Annotated in this window: 21 protein-coding genes; 8 read left to right on the top strand and 13 right to left on the bottom strand. The window is 70.7% G+C overall.

All coding sequences use genetic code 11. From position 1 onward, the window contains the following. Nucleotides 1-184 precede the first annotated feature (184 nt). From GT755_RS20815 to GT755_RS20825, 3 genes are all read right to left on the bottom strand, one after another. The gene (locus GT755_RS20815) at nt 185-1,594 is read right to left on the bottom strand and encodes an NAD-dependent malic enzyme (protein ID WP_161481345.1); all 1,410 of its coding nucleotides are present in this window, start codon (nt 1,592-1,594) and stop codon (nt 185-187) included. 70 nt (nt 1,595-1,664) lie between these two features. Then, nucleotides 1,665-2,594: a tetratricopeptide repeat protein gene (locus GT755_RS20820; RefSeq protein ID WP_161481346.1), complete on the bottom strand. Its 930-nt coding sequence runs from the start codon at nt 2,592-2,594 to the stop codon at nt 1,665-1,667. 173 nt (nt 2,595-2,767) lie between these two features. Further along, a complete protein-coding gene (locus tag GT755_RS20825; protein ID WP_161481347.1) occupies nt 2,768-4,429 on the bottom strand; it encodes an acyl-CoA mutase large subunit family protein in 1,662 nt (553 codons plus the stop codon). A gap of 165 nt (nt 4,430-4,594) precedes the next feature. Between GT755_RS20825 and GT755_RS20830 the strand changes: the two genes are divergently transcribed. Next, nucleotides 4,595-6,331, top strand: coding sequence for a S8 family serine peptidase (locus GT755_RS20830; protein WP_161481348.1), 1,737 nt, complete (start codon nt 4,595-4,597; stop codon nt 6,329-6,331). A gap of 72 nt (nt 6,332-6,403) precedes the next feature. On the opposite strand, the gene GT755_RS20835 is transcribed toward GT755_RS20830, so the two are convergent. Continuing rightward, complete coding sequence (locus tag GT755_RS20835; RefSeq protein ID WP_161481349.1) at nt 6,404-6,925, bottom strand: MarR family transcriptional regulator; 522 nt, start codon at nt 6,923-6,925, stop codon at nt 6,404-6,406. A gap of 134 nt (nt 6,926-7,059) precedes the next feature. Here GT755_RS20835 and GT755_RS20840 point away from each other — a divergent pair, with 134 nt between their 5' ends. Both GT755_RS20840 and GT755_RS20845 read left to right on the top strand, forming a co-directional pair. Further along, on the top strand, nt 7,060-8,337 hold the full coding sequence (locus tag GT755_RS20840; protein WP_161481350.1) for a hypothetical protein: 1,278 nt from the start codon (nt 7,060-7,062) through the stop codon (nt 8,335-8,337). A 31-nt stretch (nt 8,338-8,368) separates the two neighbouring features. Beyond that, nucleotides 8,369-9,052 carry a DUF4230 domain-containing protein gene (locus GT755_RS20845; protein WP_328794438.1) on the top strand — a complete coding sequence of 228 codons (684 nt, stop codon included), beginning with the start codon at nt 8,369-8,371 and terminating at the stop codon, nt 9,050-9,052. Nucleotides 9,053-9,092: 40 nt separating this feature from the next. Here GT755_RS20845 and GT755_RS20850 read toward each other — a convergent pair whose 3' ends face one another. From GT755_RS20850 to GT755_RS20860, 3 genes are all read right to left on the bottom strand, one after another. Next, the gene (locus GT755_RS20850; protein WP_161481351.1) at nt 9,093-9,986 is read right to left on the bottom strand and encodes a sulfotransferase family protein; all 894 of its coding nucleotides are present in this window, start codon (nt 9,984-9,986) and stop codon (nt 9,093-9,095) included. 65 nt (nt 9,987-10,051) lie between these two features. Next, nucleotides 10,052-10,978 carry a methylmalonyl Co-A mutase-associated GTPase MeaB gene (gene meaB / locus GT755_RS20855; RefSeq protein ID WP_328794439.1) on the bottom strand — a complete coding sequence of 309 codons (927 nt, stop codon included), beginning with the start codon at nt 10,976-10,978 and terminating at the stop codon, nt 10,052-10,054. Beyond that, nucleotides 10,975-12,132: an acetyl-CoA C-acetyltransferase gene (locus GT755_RS20860; protein WP_161481353.1), complete on the bottom strand. Its 1,158-nt coding sequence runs from the start codon at nt 12,130-12,132 to the stop codon at nt 10,975-10,977. Before GT755_RS20860 ends, meaB begins: the two co-directional genes overlap by 4 nt. Nucleotides 12,133-12,214: 82 nt before the next feature. Here GT755_RS20860 and mce point away from each other — a divergent pair, with 82 nt between their 5' ends. Continuing rightward, nucleotides 12,215-12,637 carry a methylmalonyl-CoA epimerase gene (mce, locus tag GT755_RS20865; protein ID WP_030455554.1) on the top strand — a complete coding sequence of 141 codons (423 nt, stop codon included), beginning with the start codon at nt 12,215-12,217 and terminating at the stop codon, nt 12,635-12,637. A gap of 189 nt (nt 12,638-12,826) precedes the next feature. Continuing rightward, nucleotides 12,827-14,119 carry a DivIVA domain-containing protein gene (locus GT755_RS20870; RefSeq protein WP_030455553.1) on the top strand — a complete coding sequence of 431 codons (1,293 nt, stop codon included), beginning with the start codon at nt 12,827-12,829 and terminating at the stop codon, nt 14,117-14,119. 172 nt (nt 14,120-14,291) lie between these two features. Here the strand turns inward: GT755_RS20870 and GT755_RS20875 are convergent, their stop codons facing one another. Both GT755_RS20875 and GT755_RS20880 read right to left on the bottom strand, forming a co-directional pair. Then, nucleotides 14,292-15,239: a LuxR C-terminal-related transcriptional regulator gene (locus GT755_RS20875; protein ID WP_161481354.1), complete on the bottom strand. Its 948-nt coding sequence runs from the start codon at nt 15,237-15,239 to the stop codon at nt 14,292-14,294. Nucleotides 15,240-15,430: 191 nt separating this feature from the next. Further along, on the bottom strand, nt 15,431-15,826 hold the full coding sequence (locus GT755_RS20880; RefSeq protein ID WP_161481355.1) for an ATP-binding protein: 396 nt from the start codon (nt 15,824-15,826) through the stop codon (nt 15,431-15,433). A 194-nt stretch (nt 15,827-16,020) separates the two neighbouring features. Between GT755_RS20880 and GT755_RS20885 the strand changes: the two genes are divergently transcribed. Together GT755_RS20885 and GT755_RS20890 are read left to right on the top strand one after the other, a co-directional pair. Next, a complete protein-coding gene (locus tag GT755_RS20885) occupies nt 16,021-17,226 on the top strand; it encodes a helix-turn-helix domain-containing protein (RefSeq protein WP_161481356.1) in 1,206 nt (401 codons plus the stop codon). Continuing rightward, nucleotides 17,223-17,750: a GNAT family N-acetyltransferase gene (locus GT755_RS20890; protein WP_161481357.1), complete on the top strand. Its 528-nt coding sequence runs from the start codon at nt 17,223-17,225 to the stop codon at nt 17,748-17,750. Before GT755_RS20885 ends, GT755_RS20890 begins: the two co-directional genes overlap by 4 nt. 66 nt (nt 17,751-17,816) lie before the next feature. On the opposite strand, the gene GT755_RS20895 is transcribed toward GT755_RS20890, so the two are convergent. The 4 genes from GT755_RS20895 to GT755_RS20910 are packed head-to-tail and all read right to left on the bottom strand — an operon-like array spanning nt 17,817 to nt 20,649. Next, complete coding sequence (locus GT755_RS20895) at nt 17,817-18,578, bottom strand: alpha/beta fold hydrolase (RefSeq protein WP_161481358.1); 762 nt, start codon at nt 18,576-18,578, stop codon at nt 17,817-17,819. A gap of 4 nt (nt 18,579-18,582) precedes the next feature. Further along, entirely contained in the window at nt 18,583-19,290 is a 708-nt protein-coding gene (locus GT755_RS20900; RefSeq protein ID WP_161481359.1) for an alpha/beta hydrolase, read from the bottom strand. Nucleotides 19,291-19,306: 16 nt separating this feature from the next. After that, on the bottom strand, nt 19,307-19,600 hold the full coding sequence (locus GT755_RS20905) for an ATP/GTP-binding protein (RefSeq protein WP_161481360.1): 294 nt from the start codon (nt 19,598-19,600) through the stop codon (nt 19,307-19,309). 5 nt (nt 19,601-19,605) lie between these two features. Continuing rightward, entirely contained in the window at nt 19,606-20,649 is a 1,044-nt protein-coding gene (locus GT755_RS20910; protein ID WP_328794440.1) for a 3-hydroxyacyl-CoA dehydrogenase, read from the bottom strand. Nucleotides 20,650-20,705: 56 nt separating this feature from the next. Here GT755_RS20910 and nucS point away from each other — a divergent pair, with 56 nt between their 5' ends. Then, nucleotides 20,706-21,368, top strand: coding sequence for an endonuclease NucS (gene nucS / locus GT755_RS20915; RefSeq protein WP_161481361.1), 663 nt, complete (start codon nt 20,706-20,708; stop codon nt 21,366-21,368). Nucleotides 21,369-21,377 lie beyond the last annotated feature (9 nt).

Raw genomic sequence — 21,377 nt, forward strand, 5'->3', positions numbered from 1 at the left:
AGCCGCAGGTCCACGCACGCAAGGGCGTCTCCGCTGGGTCATCGCGCGCAACCCCATCCATCCGAAACGCCGTCACACGCAAAGCCACCAGCCGCAGGGACATCGCGCGCAACCCCGTCCATCCGAAACGCCGTCACACGCAAGGCGTCAGCAGGCGCGCCACGACCCCCAGGCCCGAGCCGGCCTACGCCTCGGTGAAGCCCCGGGCCTTGCCGCCCGCCGACTCGCGGACCGCCGCCGCGACCGCGCCCGCCACGTCGGGGTGGAACACGCTGGGCACGATGTAGTTGGGGCCGAGTTCCTCCGGTGACACCACCGCCGCCAGGGCGCGGGCCGCCGCCAGGAGCATCTCCTGGGTCACCCCGTCGGCCTGGGCGTCGAGCAGGCCGCGGAAGACGCCGGGGAAGGCGAGCACGTTGTTGATCTGGTTGGGGTAGTCGGACCGGCCGGTCGCCACGACCGCCGCGTGTTCGCGCGCGTCGTCGGGGGAGACCTCGGGCTCGGGGTTGGCCAGGGCGAACACGACCGCGTCGGAGTTCATCGTCGCGATGTCGTCGCCGGTCAGGATGCCGGGGGCGGACACGCCGATGAACACGTCGGCGCCCTTGACGGCGCCGCGCAGGTCTTCGCTGTAGCCCTCGGCGTTGGTGTGCTCGGCGATCCAGCGCAGCGACTCGTCGAGGTCGTCGCGGCCCTGGTGGACGGCGCCGAGGTAGTCGCACACGATGACGTTCCGCGCCCCGGCGGCGAGCAGCAGGCGGAGCACGGCGGTGCCGGCCGCGCCGGCGCCGGCGAGGGTGATGCGGACCTCGGACAGCTCCTTCTTCACGACCCGCAGCGCGTTGGTGAGCGCGGCCAGCACGACGATCGCGGTGCCGTGCTGGTCGTCGTGGAAGACCGGGATGTCGACCAGTTCGCGCAGGCGGCGCTCGATCTCGAAGCAGCGGGGCGCCGAGATGTCTTCGAGGTTGATGCCGCCGAAGCCGGGCGAGATGGCCCGCACGATCTCGACGATCTGGTCGGCGTCCTGGGTGTCGAGGCAGATCGGCCACGCGTCGATGCCGGCGAACCGCTTGAACAGGGCCGCCTTGCCCTCCATCACGGGGAGGGCGGCGGCGGGGCCGATGTTGCCGAGGCCGAGCACGGCGGAGCCGTCGGTCACGACGGCGACCGAGTTGCGTTTGATCGTCAGGCGCCGGGCGTCTTCGGGGTTGCGGGCGATCGCCATCGAGACCCGGGCGACGCCCGGCGTGTAGGCCATCGAGAGTTCGTCGCGGTTGCGCAGCGGCACCTTCGACTGCATCTCGATCTTGCCGCCGAGGTGCATCAGGAAGGTGCGGTCGGAGACCTTGTGGATCGCCACGTCCTCGACCTCGCCCAGGCGGTCGACGATCGCCTGGGCGTGGTCGGTGTCACGGGCGGCGCAGGTCACGTCGATGCGCAGCTTCTCATGCCCGGCGTTGGTCACGTCGAGGGCGGTGACGACGCCACCGGCGTTCTCGACCGCATGGGTGAGCTGGCTCACCGCCTTGCCCCCTGCGGGCACTTCCAGACGGACGGTGATCGAATAGGACACGCTCGGCACGGTAGCCACGTCAATCCGCTCCTTTGCGCATTGGGTGTGCGTCCAATCGTGCCACCATCCAGCAGGTGATATGCCCGGTTCAGAAGAGCGCGGAGGCGAGGCCGCGGCGTGCCTTGGCCACCGACGGGTCGTCGGCGGGCAGGGTCTCGAACAGGCTCAGGAGGTGGACGCGGGCCTTGTCGCGGTCGTCTCCGGCGGTCCGGCGGACCACGGCGATGAGCCGGTCGAAGGCGGCGTCGACCTGACCGCCGAGCAGTTCGACGTCGGCGGCCTGAAGTTGCAGCGCCACGTCGGCGGGATCGGCGGCGGCCCGCTTCAGCACGTCGGCGGGGTCGAGGTCGAGGGTGCGGCTGAGCAGGCCGACCCCGGCCAGGCCGATCTTGGCCTCCTCGTTGCCGGGCTGGCGGGCGAGCAGCCGCTGGAAGGCCTGGGCCGCGGCGTCGAGGTCGCCGTCTTCGATCGCCATGTCGGCGGCGAGCAGGTCGGGGTCGACCGCCGGTTCCTGCGGGGTGGCCTCGTCGTCGCCGGGCGGCGGCAGCGCCACGCCGAGCTGCTCGAAGACCTGGGCGATGGCCTGGCGGAGCTGCGGCTCGGACAGCGGGCCCTCGAACAGCGGCATGAGCTGCCCCTGGAAGGCCAGGTAGACGGTGGGGATGGCGCGCATGCGCAGTGCCTGGGCCAGCTCGGGGTTGGCCTCGACGTCGACCCTGGCCAGCAACCAGGCGCCCTTGGCCTCGCCGGCGAGCTTCTCGATCGCGCGGCTGAACTCCTGCACCTGGGCGGCCCGCGGCACCGTCGCCTCGACGACGATCGGCACCCCCATCGAGCGTTCCACGACCTCGGTCGTGAAGGTCGCGGCCGTAGCGTCGATGATCTCGGGCGCCGCGCCGGGGGCGGCCGGGTTCTGCGCGGCGGCCTCCCGCCGGGCCTGCGCGTCGAGGGCCTGCTTACGGGCGCCGAGGTCGATGGCGCCGTAGAGCGATCCGGGTCGAGAGAAGTCCGCTGCCATAAGGCCAATCCTGCCGCATCGGCGAGGGCTCCCACTCCGCACCCCGCAAAACCTCTTCTCCGTTACGGCTCCGCCCACCCCGGCCCCCTCCCGCCGCCCGGGGCGCCCGCCGTCCATGGCGTCCAGGACCGCGGGAGCCGGCCGCCGTCACGACGGGCAGACGGGGCCGGAGATCAGAACCGGGGCGGTTCGGTGTAGGTGCCCCACTCCTCCCGCAGGACGTCGCAGATCTCTCCGAGGGTGGCCTCGCGGCGGGCGCACTCGATCATGGGCGGCACCATGTTGCCGGTCCCCCGGGCGACCTCGACGAGCTCGCGCAGGGAGGCGTCCACGGCGGCCTGGTCGCGGGCGGCGCGCCGGGCGGCGAGCACCCGGTTCTGCTCCTTCTCCACCTCGTGGCTGATCCGCAGGATCTCCAGCGGCTCCTCGGTCGTGGCGGTGTGGCAGTTGACCCCGACGATCTTCTTCTCGCCCTTCTCCAGCTTGCGCTGGTAGTCGAAGGCGGCCTCGGCGATCTCCGACATGAACCACCCGTCTTCGATGCCCCGCAGGATGCCGCCGGTCATCGTGCCGTCGGGCCCCATCTCGCGGATCTTCGTGAAGATCGCCTCGGCCTCCTCCTCCAGGCGGTCGGTGAGCGCCTCGACGTACCAGGAGCCGCCGAGGGGGTCGGCCACGTTGACGACCTCGGTCTCCTCCATGATCACCTGCTGGGTGCGCAACGCGATCTCGGCGGCCTTGGCCGAGGGCAGGGCGAGCACCTCGTCGAGCGCGTTGGTGTGGAGCGACTGGGTGCCGCCGAGCACGGCCGCCAGCGCCTCGACGGCGGTCCGGACGATGTTGTTGTCGGGCTGCTGCGCGGTCAGCGACACCCCGGCCGTCTGGGTGTGGAAGCGCAGCCACTGCGCCTTCTCCGACTTGGCGCCGTAGACGTCGCGCATCCAGCGGGCCCAGATCCGGCGCGCGGCCCGGAACTTGGCGATCTCCTCGAAGAAGTCGATGTGGGCGTCGAAGAAGAACGACAGGCCGGGGGCGAACACGTCGACGTCGAGCCCTCGGGACAGGCCGAGCTCGACGTAGCCGAACCCGTCGGCGAGGGTGAACGCCAGCTCCTGCGCGGCCGTCGACCCGGCCTCGCGGATGTGGTAGCCGGAGACCGAAAGGGGCTTGTAGGCGGGGATCTCGGCGGCGCAGTACTCCATCAGGTCGCCGATGAGGCGCAGGTGGGGCTCGGGGGCGAACAGCCACTCCTTCTGCGCGATGTACTCCTTGAAGATGTCGGTCTGCAGGGTGCCGTTGAGGGCCCGCGCGGGCACCCCCTGGCGTTCGGCGGCGACGACGTACATGCAGAAGATCGGCACCGCCGGGCCGCTGATGGTCATCGACGTCGTGACGTCGCCGAGCGGGATGCCCTCGAACAGCAGGTCCATGTCGAGGGCGCTGTCGATCGCCACGCCGCAGTGGCCGACCTCGCCGAGCGAGCGGGCGTCGTCGGAGTCGCGGCCCATCAGGGTCGGCATGTCGAAGGCGACCGACAGGCCGCCGCCGCCCGCGCCGAGGATCATCTTGTAGCGCTCGTTGGTCTGCCGGGCGTTGCCGAAGCCGGCGAACTGGCGGATGGTCCAGGGGCGGCCCCGGTAGCCGGTCGGGTGGAGGCCGCGGGTGAAGGGGAACTCGCCCGGCCAGCCGATCCGCCCGAACCGGGGATCGGGGGCCTCCGGGCCGTAGACCGGGTCGACCGGCAGCCCCGACAGGGTGCGGAATTCGCGGTCGCGTTTCGGGGCCGCGTCGAACCTCGCCTGCCACCGCGCCCGGCCGGAGTTGATCTCGTCCATGTGACCTCCCGAGCAGATACTAGGACGTCCTACTAGTTATCGCCACAGTTGGATAGATCAACACCTCAATGTCACACATTGGTAGCGAAATTCCACAGACCTATGACTCCGGGCTGACATCACCAAATATGAGCTGCGTCCCAATCTGCCTACAGGGAGGTGGCAGTGAAGCGCAGCATCGTCATCGCGTCCGCTGTGGTGTTAACCGCGGCGGCGCTGACGGCGCCCGCCACGACGGCGCAGGCCCAGGTGCCGACCGTCGCGGCCGACACCGCAAGTGAGTACGTCGTCCTTTACAAGGAGGGCGCCGACACCGCCGAGGCCCAGAAGGCCGTCCAGGCGGCCGGCGGCACCGTCGTGAAGGTCAACACCGCCGTCGGCCTCGCCACGGTCAGCACCACCAACGCCGGCTTCGCGACCGCCGTCACGGCCAGCCCGCTGATCAAGGGGGTCGCCCACAACCGGGTGATCGGCCATGCCCCCGAGGTCAACGCCCGTGCCAAGGCCGCGCTCAAGAAGGCCGTCGAGTCGCGCGCCGTCGAGAAGGAAGGCCGCAACCACGGCGGCCAGGTCAACAAGAAGTGGGGCAAGAAGCCCTCCGCCGAGCCGCTCGACGAGGCCCAGTGGGACCTCGACCAGATGAAGGCCAACGAGGCGCACAAGTACGAGACCGGCGACAAGCGGGTCCTCGTCGGCATCCTCGACACCGGCGTCGACGGCACCCACCCCGACATCGCGCCCAACTTCAGCAACCGGCTGAGCCGCAACTTCACCACCGACATCCCGGTCGACGCCAACGGCGACCCGATCGACGGTCCGTGTGAGGACGAGCCCGACCAGTCGTGCAACGACCCGGCGAACGTCGACGAAGACGGCCACGGCACCCACGTCGCCTCGTCGATCGCCTCGCCGCTGAACAAGCTGGGCATCGCGGGCGTGGCCCCGAACGTGACGATCGTCAACATCCGGGCCGGCCAGGACTCGGGCTACTTCTTCCTGCAGCCCTCGGTCGACGCCCTCACCTACGCCGGCGACATCGGCGTCGACGTGGTCAACATGAGCTACTACATCGACCCGTGGCTCTTCAACTGCGTCGACAACCCGGCCGACTCCCCCGCCAACCGCGCGGAGCAGGCGACCATCATCGAGGCCACCCAGCGGGCGCTGAACTACGCGCACCGCAAGGGCGTCACCCTGGTGGGCGCGGCCGGCAACGAGGCGATCGACTACACCAAGACCAACGTCGACTCGGGCAGCCCCGACTTCGCCAGCGAGCCGGGCGAGGTCGCCTACGACCGGACGATCCCGCCGAGCTGCGTCTCGATGCCCGGCGAGGGCGAGCACGTCATCTCCGTCTCCTCGACGGGCATCAGCAAGCGCAAGTCGTACTACTCCAGCTACGGCAACGGGTACATCGACGTCGCGGCCCCCGGCGGCGACACCTACGACACGCCGGGCAACACCCGTGACGTCACCAGGGCGACCCTGTCGGCCTACCCCGAGTCGCTGGCCCGCGCCAACGAGGAGATCGACGAGAACGGCGTCCCGACGGTCGACTACGTGGTGCGCGACTGCAAGGGCTCGACCTGCGCCTACTACCAGTACCTCCAGGGCACCTCGATGGCCTCGCCGCGCGCCGCCGGCGTCGCCGCCCTGATCGTCAGCAAGTACGGCCACGCCCAGCGGGGCGGCGGCTTCGGCCTCAACCCCGACGTGGTGGAGGCCCGCCTGAAGGCGAGCGCGGTCAAGACGCCGTGCCCGCCCGGCGGCAGCTACACCTACACCCGGCACCTGCCGGCCGGCAACACCGTGACCGCGACGCACATCTGTGAGGGCAACACCCTCCGGAACGGCTTCTACGGTTCCGGCATCGTGAACGCGCTCAAGGCCGTGGGCCACTAAGCCCCGTCAGCCTTCGAAGAGGGCCCGTTCCGCCACCGCGGGGCGGGCCCTTCCCGATGCCCGGCCGCTCCGCTAGTGGGCGGGCGAGTCGCTTCCGGCGTGGAAGTCACCGGCCGCGACGCGGAGAGTCCGCAGGTTGTCGAACATCTCCTTGAGTGCCGTCTCGTCGTACATGCCGAGACCGAAGTCTGCCCCCATCAGGTCGGCCGTGGCCCCGCGCACGGCCGCGCGCCCCGCGTCGGTGATCTCGGCCAGGACGCCGCGCCCGTCGTTGGGGTTGCGCATGCGCCGGACCAGGCCCGCCTTCTCGAGGCGGTCGACGGTGTTGGTCACGCTCGTCGGGTGGACCATGAGCCGTTCGCCGATCTTCGACAGCGGCAGCGCGCCGGTCCGGCTGAAGGTGAGCAGCACCAGCGCCTCGTAGCGGGCGAAGGTCAAGTCATAGGGCTTGAGCAGCGCGTCCAGTTGCGCGATAAGGATCTGGTGGGCTCTCATGATCGAGGTGACCGCGGCCATGGCGGACGACGGACCGAACCGCTCTCGCCAGGTCTCGGCGGCCCGCTCGATGGGGTCGAACGGCAGGTTGAGGGGCACGCGCCTACCGTAGCGCGGCGATAGTCCGGTTTGGGACTTCACGGACCGTGACCAAACTCAGTCCTTGACCAGAAGAAGCACCCCCCAAACATTACGCTCCGTTATGGTTATCGGGGTTCGACGGGGGGTCCTACATGGGGCGTGAGCACAAGGGCGTGTCACGCGAGGAGCTGAAGCAGAGCGCGGTCGTGACGGTGACCGTGCTGCTCGCCCTCGGTCTGGTGACGGCCTGGACGGTGCTCATCCCCGGGGTGATGGCCTGGGACAACATCGTGATCGCTGTGATCGGCTCGGTCCGGCTGACCGGCCCGGTGGCGTGCGCGTTCGCGGCCTGGGTGGCGGTGCGCAAACGCCGGTCGAAGAACCGCCCCGAGTCGTGGCGGGTGCTGAAGGCCCCGCTGGCGATCCTCGCGGTGGTGACCGGCTCGTTCGGGGCGACCGTGATGGTGTTGTCGCTGCGCGCCGTCGCCGACGAGCAGGCCGGGAGGCTGCTGCCCAGCGGCCTGGCCATGGGCGCCGCGGGGCTGGTGCTCTACGTCGTCCTCGGCTGGATCATCGGCTGGCTGATCCCCTATCCGATCACGCCCATGCTCGCCGGCTTCACCGTCTACGCGGTCTTCACCTGGATCTCCGCCCGCACCACCTGGGCCGACCGGCTCGCGCCGGGCACCCGCGAGCCCTACGACCTGTTCGAGGGCCTCAGCACCACCGCGTTCGTCGACCAGACGCTCTGGCTGCTGGGCATCAGCCTGGCCCTGCTCATGGGCTGGACGGCCGCGGTGACCCGCCACTCGGTGGCGCTGGCGGCGGCGATGGTGGCGGTGCTGACCGCCGGGGTCGGGGTGGCCCGGCTGGTGGCCGACCACCGTCCCCATCCGGGCCAGGTCGCCTACTCGTGCCAGGACTGGCCGATCACGGTGTGCGTCCACCCCGGCTTGAGAGACGGTCTCCCCGAGCTGGGCACCACCTTCACCGGCATCGCGGCCCGCCTGAGCGGCACCCCGGCGGCCTTCCACCGGGTCGAGCAGCACTCCCGCAAGACCGACGAGACCCTCCAGGGCGGGGTGGTCCCGATCCACGTCGACGACCTCGACACCGGCTACGCCGACCGCGCCGCCCGCGAGTTCGTCGAGCGCCTGTCCCGGCCGTGCCCGGCGCAGCGGTCGGCCGGTTACCGCGAGATCGTGCTGGCCTGGTTGCGCGGCGAACCGCTCCCGCCGGGCGACTACCCCGAACACCAGACGGCCTCGGCCTGGTTCGCGGTGCTCACCGAACAGCAGCGGCGTGAGTGGCTGCGCATGTACTACGCCGACTTCGCCAACTGCCGTCTGCAGGCCGCCCACTTCGGCGCGGCGGCCTACACCCATCCCGTGCCGAGCCCGACGGTGATGTCTGGCCCGCAGGCGAGGTGAAACGGCGGGCTTTGCGGGAAGATGTCCCACCGTGACCGGACAGACTCGCGCACCGCTCGCTCACCCGGCCCCCGTGCGGCGCGGCCCCCGCCGCGCCTGGCGCTGGCTCGCCGGGTTGTTGTTCGCCGCGCTGCTGCTCGTGGTGGGCGGCCGGCTGGCCTGGACGTGGCTCGACCCGTTCGGGGAGCAGAACATCGACCGCAGCCAGCCCGCGCTGCTCCAGTCGATCCAGAACATGAGCCGCTACCAGGCGGCCACCGGCAACTTCCAGGTCATCGTCGACCTGGAGAAGGACGCCGCCTTCCTGCCCGACGCCGTCAAGGGCACCCGCACCCTGTTCGTCGGCGCCGGCACGGTCGACGCCTACGTCGAGTTCGGCGGCCTCACCGGCGAGGCGATCACGGTCTCGGAGGACCGCAAGTCGGTGACCGTGACCCTGCCGCACGCCGCGCTGGAGAAGCCCAGCCTCGACAACAGCCGCTCCTACGTCTACGCGCAGGAACGCGGCCTCATCGACCGCGCCCAGGACTTCCTGTCGTCGAACCCGCCCGACCAGAAGGAGCTCTACCTGCTGGCCGAGAAGAAGATCACCGAGGCGGCCACCGCCAGCGACCTGCGCAACCGCGCCGACCAGAACACCAAGGCCGCCGTCGAGGGCATGCTCAAGGCCCTCGGCTTCACCGACATCACGGTGAAATTCGGTCCCCAGCCATAAGGGGTGACGAGGCCTCCGGCCCGGAGGCCTCGTTCGCCCGCTAGAGGTAGCCCCACTTCTGAGCGACGTCGCGGAGCATCTCGGGCACCTCTTCGGGGGCCGGCAGCTCGCGGCCCGGCTGGACCCTCCCGCTCTGGATCTTGTCGCGCCAGTCGCCGATGCCCTTGGTGAAGTCGGTCGGCTTGTTGTGGCGGCCGTAGTCGAGCATCCCGTCTTCGAACGGGATGCTCAGCGTGGCGCAGAGCGCCCGCAGTTCGTTCTCGGGGTCGGCGGTCAGCCTCTCGTAGGTGATCTCGTGGCCGGGCAGGCGGTGGCGGGCCTCCTCCAGGTACTTCATGTACTGGAAGGTGTGTCGCACCGCCTCGTGCATCGGCCGCTTGACCGGGTCGGCCTCGTGCCACGAACGGGCGATCGAGAGCGGGTGGCGCAACAGGAAGACGAATCGCGCGTCGGGCCAGCAGATCGACAGGCGCTTCCACGCGAACACGTTGCTCGGGGTCTTCTCCACCAGGGTCGGTTTGCCCGAGCGCACCAGCTCCCGGTGCAGCAGCCGGTCCCACAGCAGATGTTCGACGTCACTCTGGTTGTGGCCGAGCGCCACGACGGCCTGGCGGACCGGGTCGGTGTTCAGGTTGGTCGAGATGCGCCGGAAGTGGGTCTCGATGGGCGAGTGCAACTGGGAGTGGCTGTTCATCATCGACCGCAGCAGGGTCGACCCCGAGCGGGGCGGCGACAGGATGAACACGGGCGCGCGCAACAACCGGTCTGCTTCGAGGTCGGTCGGGGGACGCGCGACGTCGCCCTCAAGACGTGCCGGCATCGGAGTCCCCATCGGCTTCGGCGACGGAGCCGGCCGGGTGGGCAACTTCTGACGCTGGATCGTGTACCCGGTCACGCCCTCAAGGGTCGTATTGACCACTTGCTTCCACTTCATGGCTGGCAACGTAGGGACACCAAGTTAATCGAGGGTTAACTTCGACTGGGAAACTTCGAAGACCGTCAAAGCTCCGCAATCAAATCGTCAGCCGCAGTATAAGGGTCGGCGAGGCCGTCCAACACGTCTTGCGCGAGGCGATATAGCCGCAGGTCACTGGCCGGATCGCCGAATCTGTCCCGCAATGCGCGAAGTGCCGCCGCGGTGATTTCGTCGCGGGCCCGCGCGAGCCTTCTGGCCCTTCCCTCTCCCGTTTCACCCAGATGACGCGCGTGGTCGTCGAGCGCTTTCAGGAGGTCGCCGATTCCCTCCTCCCGGACGGCCACCGTCGACACCACCGGAGGCCGCCAGGAGCCGCCGCCGAGCGCGATCATGTTGCGCAGATCGCGCACCGTCGACTGGGCGCCGTCGCGGTCGGCCTTGTTGACCACGAACACGTCGGCGATCTCCAGGATGCCCGCCTTGGCGGCCTGCACGCCGTCGCCCATGCCGGGGGCCAGCAGCACGATCGTGGTGTCGGCGAGGGCGCGGACGTCCACCTCCGCCTGCCCGACCCCCACGGTCTCGACCAGGACGACGTCGAACCCGGCCGCGTCGAGCACCCGCAGCGCCTGCGGCACCGCCCACGACAACCCGCCCAGGTGACCGCGCGTCGCCATCGACCGGATGAAGACGCCGTCGTCGAGCGCGTGGTCCTGCATGCGCACCCGGTCGCCGAGCAGCGCGCCGCCGGTGAACGGCGACGACGGGTCGACGGCCAGCACGCCCACCCTCTCGCCCCGCGCACGCAGCGCCTTGACGAGCGCGGCCGTCGAGGTCGACTTGCCGACGCCCGGCGACCCGGTCAGGCCGACGACCCGGGCCCGGCCCGGCGCCCTCAGCTGCTTGGCCGCCTCCCGCAGCTCGGCGTCGGAGCCGCTCTCGACCAGCGAGATGAGGCGCGCGACGGCACGGACGTTGCCGGCGCGCACCTTCCCGACGAGGTCGTTCACGCGGGGACGCGGATGATCAGGGCGTCGCCCTGTCCGCCGCCGCCGCACAGGCCCGCCGCCCCGAGGCCGCCGCCCCGGCGGCGCAGCTCGTGGGCCAGGGCCAGCACGATCCGGGCGCCCGAGGCGCCGATGGGGTGGCCGAGCGCGATGCCGCCGCCGTTCACGTTCACCTTGTCGAGGGAGAGCCCCAGCTCCTTGGCCGACTGGATGACGACCTGGGCGAAGGCCTCGTTGATCTCGACGAGGTCGAGGTCATCGGCCGTGAGGCCCTGCTTGGCCAGCGCCTGGGCGATGGCGTTGGCCGGCTGCGACTGCAGCGAGTTGTCGGGGCCCGCGACGTTGCCGTGGGCGCCGATCTCGGCCAGCCAGGTCAGGCCCAGCTCCTCGGCCTTGGCCTTCGACATGACGACGACCGCGACCGCGCCGTCGGAGATCTGCGAGGCCGAACCGGCGGTGATGGTGCCGTCCTTGGTGAAGGCGGGACGCAGTCTCGCCAGCTTCTCGGCCGTGGTGTCGGGGCGCACGCCCTCGTCGGCCGTGAAGTCGTCGACGGCGACGATCTCGTCGTCGAAGACGCCGTTCTTGATGGCGGCGGCGGCGAGCTGGTGGGACCGGGCGGCGAAGGCGTCCTGGTCCTCGCGGGAGATCTTGAGGCGGGCGTTGTGGCGCTCGGTCGACTCGCCCATGGCGATCTGGTCGTAGGCGTCGGTGAGGCCGTCGAAGGCCATCGAGTCGAGCACCTCGGCCGTGCCGTACTTGACGCCCTTCCGCAGTCCCGGCAGGAGGTGGGGCGCGTTGGACATCGATTCCATGCCGCCGGCGACGACGATGTCAAACTCACCGGCGCGGATGAGCTGGTCGGCCAGGGCGATCGCGTCGAGGCCCGACAGGCAGACCTTGTTGATCGTGAGCGACGGCACGCTCATCGGGATGCCGGCCTTCACGGCGGCCTGACGCGACGGAAGCTGCCCCGCGCCTGCCTGGAGGACCTGCCCCATGATCACGTACTGTACGTCGGAAGGGGCGACACCGGCCCGCTGAAGTGCGGCCTCGATGGCGACGCCGCCGAGTTCGACGGCGGTCATACCGGAGAGGGCGCCGAGCAAGCGGCCGATCGGCGTGCGAGCTCCGGCGACGATGACGGAACCGGACATTGGAGGGCCTCCTACGCGATATGGGGGCGACGGTGTCACCATACCCAGCAGCGTTCAGCGGATAGTCAAGGAGGGCCGGGCAATGTTTCTGCGGATCGACCACGTGGGCATCGCGTGTCACAACCTCGAGGAGAAGATCGGGTTCTACGAGTCGACGTTCGGGCTCGTCGTGGTGAGCCGCGAGGTCAACGAGGCCCAGGGCGTGCGCGAGGCGATGCTCCACGTGGCCGACGGCGAGGGCGGGACGAGCTACGTGCAACTGCTGGAACCCCTGAGCCCTGAGACGGCCGTCGGCAAGTTCCTGGCGAAGCGCGGCGAGGGGGTGCACCACATCGGTTACGGGGTGGAAGACGTGAGCAAGGCAATGGCGGAAATCGCCGCAAAAGGTGTCAGATTGATTGACGAACGCCCACGTCACGGCTCTATGGGTGCCTCAATCGCGTTTCTCCACCCCAAGGATGTGGGAGGAGTGCTGACAGAGCTGGTCGAGGCTCCGAGGCAGTAATGGAACGTAAGAAAGGTTCATACGTAACAAGTCGCGCAGAAAGTCCGTGGAGGCCTCCAACGGCGCACGCTCGGAGTACGCTGGCCTTCCACCGGACGTGGATCCCACCCTATTGGGCTCCTCGCCTCGGATGTCCCAAACCCCCCGTCCGGCCCGTGTAGCCGTCTCGACAACCCAGGATCGAGCCTCATGCAGTCCGACATCGATGCCCAGCTCAACAATTTCTTCGAAGACGCCCCCTCCCGGGAATTCGACGTGGTGCTTCGCGGCTATGACCGGCACCAGGTCCACGACCACTTGAAGCAGCTCGACACCGATTTGCGGCAGGCGCGCGAGCAGGTCGGCTCGCTCCAGCGCGAGTTGTCCGACTCGCAGCGTCAGTTGCAGGAGCAGGAGCGTCCGACCTACTCGGGCCTCGGCGCCCGGATCGAGCAGCTCCTTCGTCTCGCTGAAGAGCAGGCCACCGAACTGGTGCAGGCGGCACGGTCGGAGGCCAACGAGATCAAGGCCGCCGCCAAGGTCGACGCCGCCGACACCCGGGCCGCCGCCGAGAACGAGGCCGCCGAGAAGCGGGCGCTCGCGACGCGTGAGGCCGACGAGATGCGCACGGCCGCCGAGCGCGACGCCGAGGAGATCCGGGGCACGGCCAAGCGTGAGGCCGACGAGCTGACCAACACGACGGAGCGCGAGGTCGCCAAGCAGCGCGCCACCGCCGACCACGAGGTCGCCGAGAAGCGCGCCGACGCCGAGCGCGAGATCGCCAAGCTGCGCACCACCACCGAGCGTGAGGTCGCCCAGCTCCGCGCCAGCACCAAGCGCGAGCGCGACGAGATCCTCACCACCGCCAAGCGCCAGGCCGACGAGATGCGCGCCCAGGCCCAGCGGGTGCTCGAGGAGTCCGAGGCCAAGCGCGCCCAGGACGAGGCCGAGTTCGAGATCCAGCTCGCCAGCCGCCGCGAGGAGGCCGAGCGCCAGGAGGCCGAGCGCCACGCCACCGCGCAGGCCAACACCCAGAAGCTGGTCGCCGAGGCCGAGCAGCGCGCGGCCACCGCCGAGCAGCGCGCCACCAAGGCCACCCAGCAGGCCGAGCAGACCCGGCGCGAGGCCGACACCCACGCCAAGCAGCTGCTCGCCAACGCCCGCAAGAACGCCGACCAGCTGGTCGCCGAGGCCAAGACGAGCGCCGAGTCGATCACGACCGACGCCAAGAACGAGGCCGAGCGCACCCGCACCGCGATGCAGCGCCAGGTCGACGAGCTGACCCGTCAGCGCGACAGCATCACCAGCCACCTCGCCCAGCTCCGCCAGCTGCTCGGCGGCGCCGCCCTGCCCGGCATGGAGCCGGAGCCCGCGCCCGTCGTGGCCGCCCCCGTCAAGCCCGCCCTGTCGGCGGCCCCGCCGGTCGAGCACAAGCCCGTGCCGAAGCCGGCCGAGCCCGTTGCCGCCAAGGCCGACGACGACGCGGAGTGGTGGCAGGAGTAACCACTCGGCATCGACTCGGGGCGAACGGCTGCAGGACATGAGAAGGGCCCGGCGGGTTTCCCGCCGGGCCTTTTCTCGTCGGTACGACCGGCGGCGCGGCCGGTCGGCGCCGGCTGCGGCGCGGACCGAAGGCGGCGGGCGGCGCCGGCCGGGCGGAGCCGTAACGGAAGATTCAGATCCAGCCCTTGCGCGCGGCCTGCACCCCCGCCTGGAAGCGGCCCGTGGCGCCCAGCCTGTTCAGCAGGGTGGCGATGCGGCGGCGCAGGGTGCGCTCCGACATGCCGAGCTGGCGCAGGATCGCCTCGTCCTTCATGCCGACCGCGAGCAGTTCGAGGATCTGCCGGTCGGCGCCGTCGATCGCGCCGGTGCCGTTGCCCCACACCGGGGAGGCCTCGCGCCACAGGGTCTCGAAGAGGGCGACGAGGGCGTTGGTGAGGGCGCTGCGTCCGACCACGACCGAGGTGAACCGGACGCCTTCCTCCCGGTCGGTGAGCGGCAGCAGGGCGGTGGACCGGTCGACCAGAATGAGCTTGATGGGCACCTCGGCCAGGATCCGGGCCTGCTCCCCCACGGCGGTCACCTGGCGGATCTCGTCAAGCTTCTTGGGGATGTCGAGCACCAGCGAGGAGTAGAGCGCCCGCACCCGCACGCCCCGGGCCAGCGCGGCCGACTCGGCGGCGATGGAGGTGCCGCTGGTGGCGTAGGGCGGGGTGTCGATGGCGAGGATCTCCTCCTGCGCCTGCGCGAGCAGTTCGGCGACCTTGCGCCCGGCCGCGGCGGCCCCTTCGACGACCTCGATGACCCGGCCGGGGTCGGCCCGCAGCAGACCCTCCTGGAAGTCGGTGGCCAGTTCCTCGGCCTCGACGGCGAGCCGGTCGAGCTCGGCCCGGCGGCGCCGGATCGCCGATCCGATGGCCATCCGCGGGTCGGCGGGCCGGAAGCCGGAAAGGGGGTCGGACTCCATGAGACCGGTGTCCTGAAGGCGCGCCAGCGCGGCCCCCACCGTCTCGGGGGAGGACTCCAGGCGCCGGGCCGCCTCGTCCGGCGTGATCTTGGGGTCACGCAGGAGGAGCCGGTAGAGGCGCTCTTCGAGGGAGCTCAGGCCGATGGCTTCCCACATGGGACAACCTTGGCAGATTCCGGTCACTGACCGGTACCGGCCACCGCAAATCGCGCAATCCATGCGGGATTCACGTCATCGTTGAATCGTCTTCAGACCGGTCGCGCCGGTCCTAGAGGGAGGAAGACAGGTTCGGCCGGCGTTGAGGGAGGCGCCGGCCGTTCTTTTTGCCGGCGGATCTGTGAGTCGTTTCACATGGGCGTGTCGATCACCGCGTAGACGACCTTGCCGCCTGTGACGGGCCAGCGATATCCCCACCGCCGGGTCAGCACCCCGACGAGCATGAGCCCCCGGCCGCCGATGTCGTCGGGGCCCGGGTCGAGCAGCCGGGGCGGCAGGCGCTCGCCGTCCCAGACCTCCACGACGACCGCGTCGCCCGAGCGGTAGACACCCAGTCCGACCTGGCCGCCTGGCTCGCTCACCTTCACCGCGTTGGAGATCAGCTCCGCGGTGACCAGCTCGACCGTGCCCGCCAGATCGCCCCGGCCCCAGTGGGCGAGCAGGGCGCCGACACGGTCACGGGCCAGGGCGGCCGACCTCGGATGCGCGGGGAACAATTCGTATCGCGTCGCGACTTCGAGTGCCATGTGCGCATACCACCCGCCCGATCGTAAGCCTCGTTGTACGACATTTGCCTCGAGAATTACATTCCGCCGCTTGCCATATTCCTGAGCGTAAGCATCTCTACACTCGGAGTCAGCGTCCATTCACCGGCTGTCCAGTCGTGTCCGGTCAAGGACAGGACAGCGTTCCCCCCTTACGGCAGGGAGCTGTGCGCACTATGGAGTCATTCGGGGAGGCGCTTCGCCGCCTGAGAGGTGACCTCTCCATTCGTGGCCTCGCCCGCCGGGCCAACTGTTCTCCCAGTTACATCTCCGCGCTCGAATTCGGGAAGAACATCCCGAGTTCGGCTGTGGTGTCGGCCCTGGACGCCGCACTGGGAGCCGGCGGTGAACTGATCAGGCTGCACGACATGGAGGTGGGTCCGACGGAACGACGAGAGGCGCTCGGCCTGATCGGAATCGTGCTGGGGGGCGCGTCCGGGGCCCTTCCAGCGACCGACGGGCTGGAACGTATCCGGATGCTGGTCGAGCGCCGCCTGGGCGGCCCCGACCTGGGGTTCTGGGAAGAGGTGGCGTGGGAACACGCCCACGGCGTCGGCGCCCACCCGGCCACCGACGGAATAGGGCGTCTGTCGGCCGACGTCCTGGCGCTGGAGACCGCGCTCACCCACGTCAAGGGCAACCCGCCCGCCTGGGCGCGGGTGCGCACCCGGTTGCTCTACCTGCTGGCCTACGCGCTCGGCTCGGCCGGGCGGGAGCACGAGTCGCGGCACTGGTGGGCCGCCGCCCGCCGCGCCGCCGTCGCGGCCGGCGACGACATGCGGGCGTTCGTCGTGGCGCAGGAGGCCATCCAGGCCCTGTACGAGAAGAGGCCCCTCACCCTGGTGCTCTCGCGCGCCGGGGAGGCCCTCGCCGGAGACCGGCCGTCGGTGGCGCGCGCCCGCGCCCTGGGCGCGCGGGCCCACGCGAAGGTGCTGCTCGGCGACCTCGCGGCGGCCTACGCCGACCTCGACGAACAGGCCCGCGTCTTCGACCGGCTGCCCGCCGACGTGACCAGCGACGCCGCCTCGGCCGAGGGCTGGCCGGTCACCCGCCTGCTGCACAGCCGCTCGCTCGTCTACACCCTGGCCGGGCATCCCCGCGCCGCCGCCGCCCAGGCCGAGGCCGTCGCGGCCTACCCGTCTGCCGCGGTCAGGCCGATCGCGCAGATCAGGCTGCACGAGGCGATGTCGGCCGTACGCGGCGGCGAGGTCGTGGCCGGCCTCGCGCACGCCGAACAGGCGTTGACCGCCGCGCAATCTGCCGGATATTCCCACTATGTACGGCAACTGGCGACTATGGTCGCGGATCAGGCGCCGGCCGGACACGAGGCACTGCACTCCTTCCGCGACCGGGTCGCCGGCTTACGCGGAGGCATGTCGTGAACGTCATCTTCACCCACCTGACCGGCCCCGACGCGGCCGTCGTCGTCGACGACGACTACACCGCCGTCTACACCCTCATCAGGGCCGAACCCCCGTACAACTCGGGCCCCCTCTACCACCCCGACCGCTATCGCGAACGCACCGGAAACCAGCTCGACCGCCCCGGCTTCACGCTCGTCGCCGTCGAAGACGGAGCGACGCTCGCGGGCTTCGCGTTCGGCTTCACCATGCCGGCCGGCCGCTGGTGGGGCGGCGACACCACCCCCGGCCCGCCGGAGGTCGTCGCGGCCGACAAGTTCGCGGTGATCGAACTGAACCTGCGGGCGGAGTATCGCGGCCGGGGAATCGGCAGACGCCTGCTCGCCGAACTGCTCGACGGCCGCCCTGAACGCTACGCGACGCTGTTGTCGCTGCCCGAGGCCGCCGCCCACGACATCTACGAGCACTGGGGCTGGAAGGTGGCGGGCACCTGCCGACCGGCCCCCGACACGATGCTCGCCGACGTCATGGTGAAGGAGCTGTAGACGCGGGGCTCGATGTGCTCGACGTGGAACGGCCGCGAAGCCGCCACCCCAGACCTGGGCCGAGCTTCACGCGAGTTCGGTCAGGAAGTCCGCGACCGCGCGGTTGAAGGTCTCCGGGGTCTCGATGGCCGACAGGTGGCCGGCCCGGCCGATGACCACCAGGCGGGCGTCGGGGAGGGCCTTCGTCATGGCCTCGGCGTCGCCGACCGGGGTGATCTTGTCTTCGTCGCCCGCGACGACCAGGGCCGGCACGTTCAGGCCACGCAGGGTGTCGAAGGAGTCGGGGCGGGCGGCCATGGCGCGCTGGGCCCAGGCCGCCGCCCTTGCGGGGGCCGAGCCGACCAGGCCGCGCACGCGGCCGACGACCATGCCCCTGCGCTCCAGCGACGTCGTGCCGAGCAGGTTCGGGACCGTGTCGAGGAGGTCGCCGCCGTCGAGGAGCCGTTGAGCGATGGTCTCGCGGTTGGCGGCGGCCTCCGGGGTGTCGGGCGAGGCCTTGGTGTTGGCCAGGATCACCCCCGACAACCGCCCGGGGTGGCGCCGGGCCAGGGCCATCGCCACGTAGCCGCCCATCGACAGGCCGCCGACCACGGCCTTGTCCAGGCCCATGGTGTCGAGGAGCTCGGCCACGTCGTCGGCCATGGCGTCGACCGACGGTTCGTCGTCGCCGAGTGGTGAGCCGCCGAAGCCGCGCAGGTCGGGCGTGACGACGTGGCATCCGGCGGCCAGGCCGCCGCGTTGGGCCAGCCACATCGCCGACGACAGCGGGAAGGCGTGCAGCAGCACGAGGGGGAGGCCGGATCCGGCCGTCCGGGTATACAACCTCACGGGGTCACGGTACTTCGGTGGGCAGGGGCGCCGCCGCCGGGTTCAGCCTCTCGACGATGTGGTTCAGGACGATCCGGACGTACGGCTCCCCCACCCACAGGTGCTTGGCGCCGTCGACGCCGACGACCTCGGCCTGGGGCACCCGCTTGAAGCGGTCGGCCGCCTCGGCGGGGCGCAGATAGTCGTCGAACTCGGGCACCAGGGCGACCAGCGGCCTGCCGAACTCGGCCCAGGCGTCGAGGTCGGCGTCGGTGGCCCGCTTGAGCGGCGGCGACAGCAGGATCGCGCCCTCGACGAGCGGGTCGCGGCCCCACCTCAGCGCCAGTTCGGTGCCGAACGACCAGCCGAGCAGCCACGGCCGGGGCAGGTCGTTGAACTCGGCGAACTCCAGCGCGGCGGCGACGTCGAGCCGCTCGCCGACGCCCTCTTCGAACGCGCCCTGGGAGGTGCCGCGCTCGGAGGAGGTGCCCCGGGTGTTGAACCGCAACACCGCGACGTCGGCCAGGGCGGGCAGCCGGAACGACGCCTTGCGCAGCACGTGGCTGTCCATCATGCCGCCGTGGGTCGGCAGCGGGTGGAGACAGATCAGCGTGGCGACCGGTGGCGCGGTCTCGGGCAGCGCCAGCTCACCGACCAGCGTCAGTTCGTCGGCGGTCTGCAGCTCGATGTCGCTGCGGCGGGCCGGCAGCACCGTCGACGCCCGGATCTCCACTGTCGTCGTCTCCTCTTCAGTAGCGGGTGCGGCCGGGGCCGCGGTTGAGGCGGTTGCGCCAGCAGGCGGTGTGCCAGTGGCGGCGCTCCTCCTCGCCGCCGGCCCAGTGGGGCCAGCTCACGATGTGGGGCACACCCGGGCGGATCGACTGGTCGCATCCCGGGCATCGGTAGGGCCGGTCGGCGGAACGGCCGGTGACCGTGCGGACCACCCAGTCGCCGTCGGCCGCCTCTTCGACGCGGTCGATCCCGGCAGGGCGGATCGGCCCTTTGGGGGACTCGTCGGCTCGGCGGGCACGGCGGGGGCTCATACGTCCTATTCTTCCAGCTCGGGGAAATCGTCGAGCGACCGCGTCCGGAGGGCGGCGATGGTCTCGAACGGCCCCGACCGATAGCCGCAGCCCAGCTTCATCGCCTCGTCGATGTCGTCCTGGGAGGCGTAACCGCTGCGGAACATCTCGACGGCGTCGACCAGGTAGGGCCGCAGCAGCACCATGGCGTCGAACCCCTCCTCCGTGCCCGGCTTGCCGTCGTAGAAGCCGCCGCCCGTCTTGCGGCCCAGGCGGCCCCGGGCGACCAGGTCGGCGAGCACCTTGGCCGGTTCGTGCCGGGGGTCGCCGCCGTCGCGGTGCAGCACGCCGCAGATCTCGTACGCCGTGTCGAGCCCGATCAGGTCGAGCAGCACGAACGGGCCCATCGGCAGCCCGGCCTGGACGACCATCGCCGTGTCGATCGCCTCCTTGGAGGCCACTCCCCGATCGAGCAACTGACAGGCGTGGTTGAGATAGCCGAGCAGCAGCCGGTTGACCACGAACCCCGGACGGTCGCCCACCACGACCGGGCGCTTGCCGATCCTGCGGGCCAGGGCCGCGACGTCGTCGGTGACGGTGCTGTCGGCCGTGCCGACCACCTCGACCAGCCGCATGACCGGGGCCGGGTTGAAGAAGTGCATGCCCACGACCCGCGACGGGCGGCCGGTGTGCCGGGCGATCTCGGTGACGCTCAGGGACGAGGTGTTGGTGGCGAGGATCGCCGACGGCTTGCAGACGCGGTCGAGGTCGGCGAACAAGGGAAGCTTGAGCTCCATGAGCTCGGGGATCGCCTCGACGACCAGGTCGGCGTCGGCGAAGGCGGCCCGGTCGGTGGACAGGGTGATCCGCGCCAGGATCGCCTCCTGCTCCTCCGGACTGAGTTTCCCCTTGTCGACGGCCCGGCCGGTCGACCTCTCCAGGTGCCCGCGCCCCCGGGCCAGCGCCGCCTCGTCGGCCTCCACGCCGACGACCGCGAGCCCCGCGCGGGCGAAGACCTCGGCGATGCCCGCCCCCATCGTGCCGAGCCCGGCAACCCCAACCGTCTCCACGAGACCACCTCCGGCTCCGAGTCTCCCAGAGCCGCTTTCGCCGGTAAGGTTCGGGCATGCGGCTGGTCATCGCGCGATGCAGCGTGGATTACGTGGGACGGTTGACGGCACACCTGCCGATGGCGCCCAGGCTCATCCTCATCAAGGCCGACGGCAGCGTGTCGATCCACTGCGACGACCGCGCCTTCAAGCCCCTCAACTGGATGAACCCGCCTTGCAAGATCCGTGAGGACGAAGGCATCTGGACGGTCACCCACAACAAGACCGGCGAGAAGCTGATCCTCACGATGGACGAGATCATGCACGACTCCAAGCACGAGCTCGGCGTCGACCCCGGCCTGCAGAAAGACGGCGTGGAGGCCCACCTCCAGGAGCTCCTGGCCGAGCACATCACCACGCTCGGCCCGGGCTACACGCTGGTCCGGCGTGAATACATGACCGCGATCGGCCCGGTAGACATCCTCTGCCGCGACCAGAGCGGCGCGACGGTCGCCGTCGAGATCAAGCGCCGGGGCGAGATCGACGGCGTCGAGCAGCTCACCCGCTACCTCGAACTGCTCAACCGCGACCCCCTGCTCGCGCCGGTACGCGGCGTCTTCGCCGCCCAGGAGATCAAGCCCCAGGCCAAGGTGCTGGCCATGGACCGCGGCATCGACTGCGTGACCCTCGACTACGACGGCCTGCGCGGCATCGAGCCCGAGAACCCCACGCTCTTCTGACGCGTCATA

This window comes from Herbidospora solisilvae, from assembly GCF_009901565.1.
GTDB classification, from domain to species: Bacteria; Actinomycetota; Actinomycetes; order Streptosporangiales; family Streptosporangiaceae; genus Herbidospora; species Herbidospora solisilvae.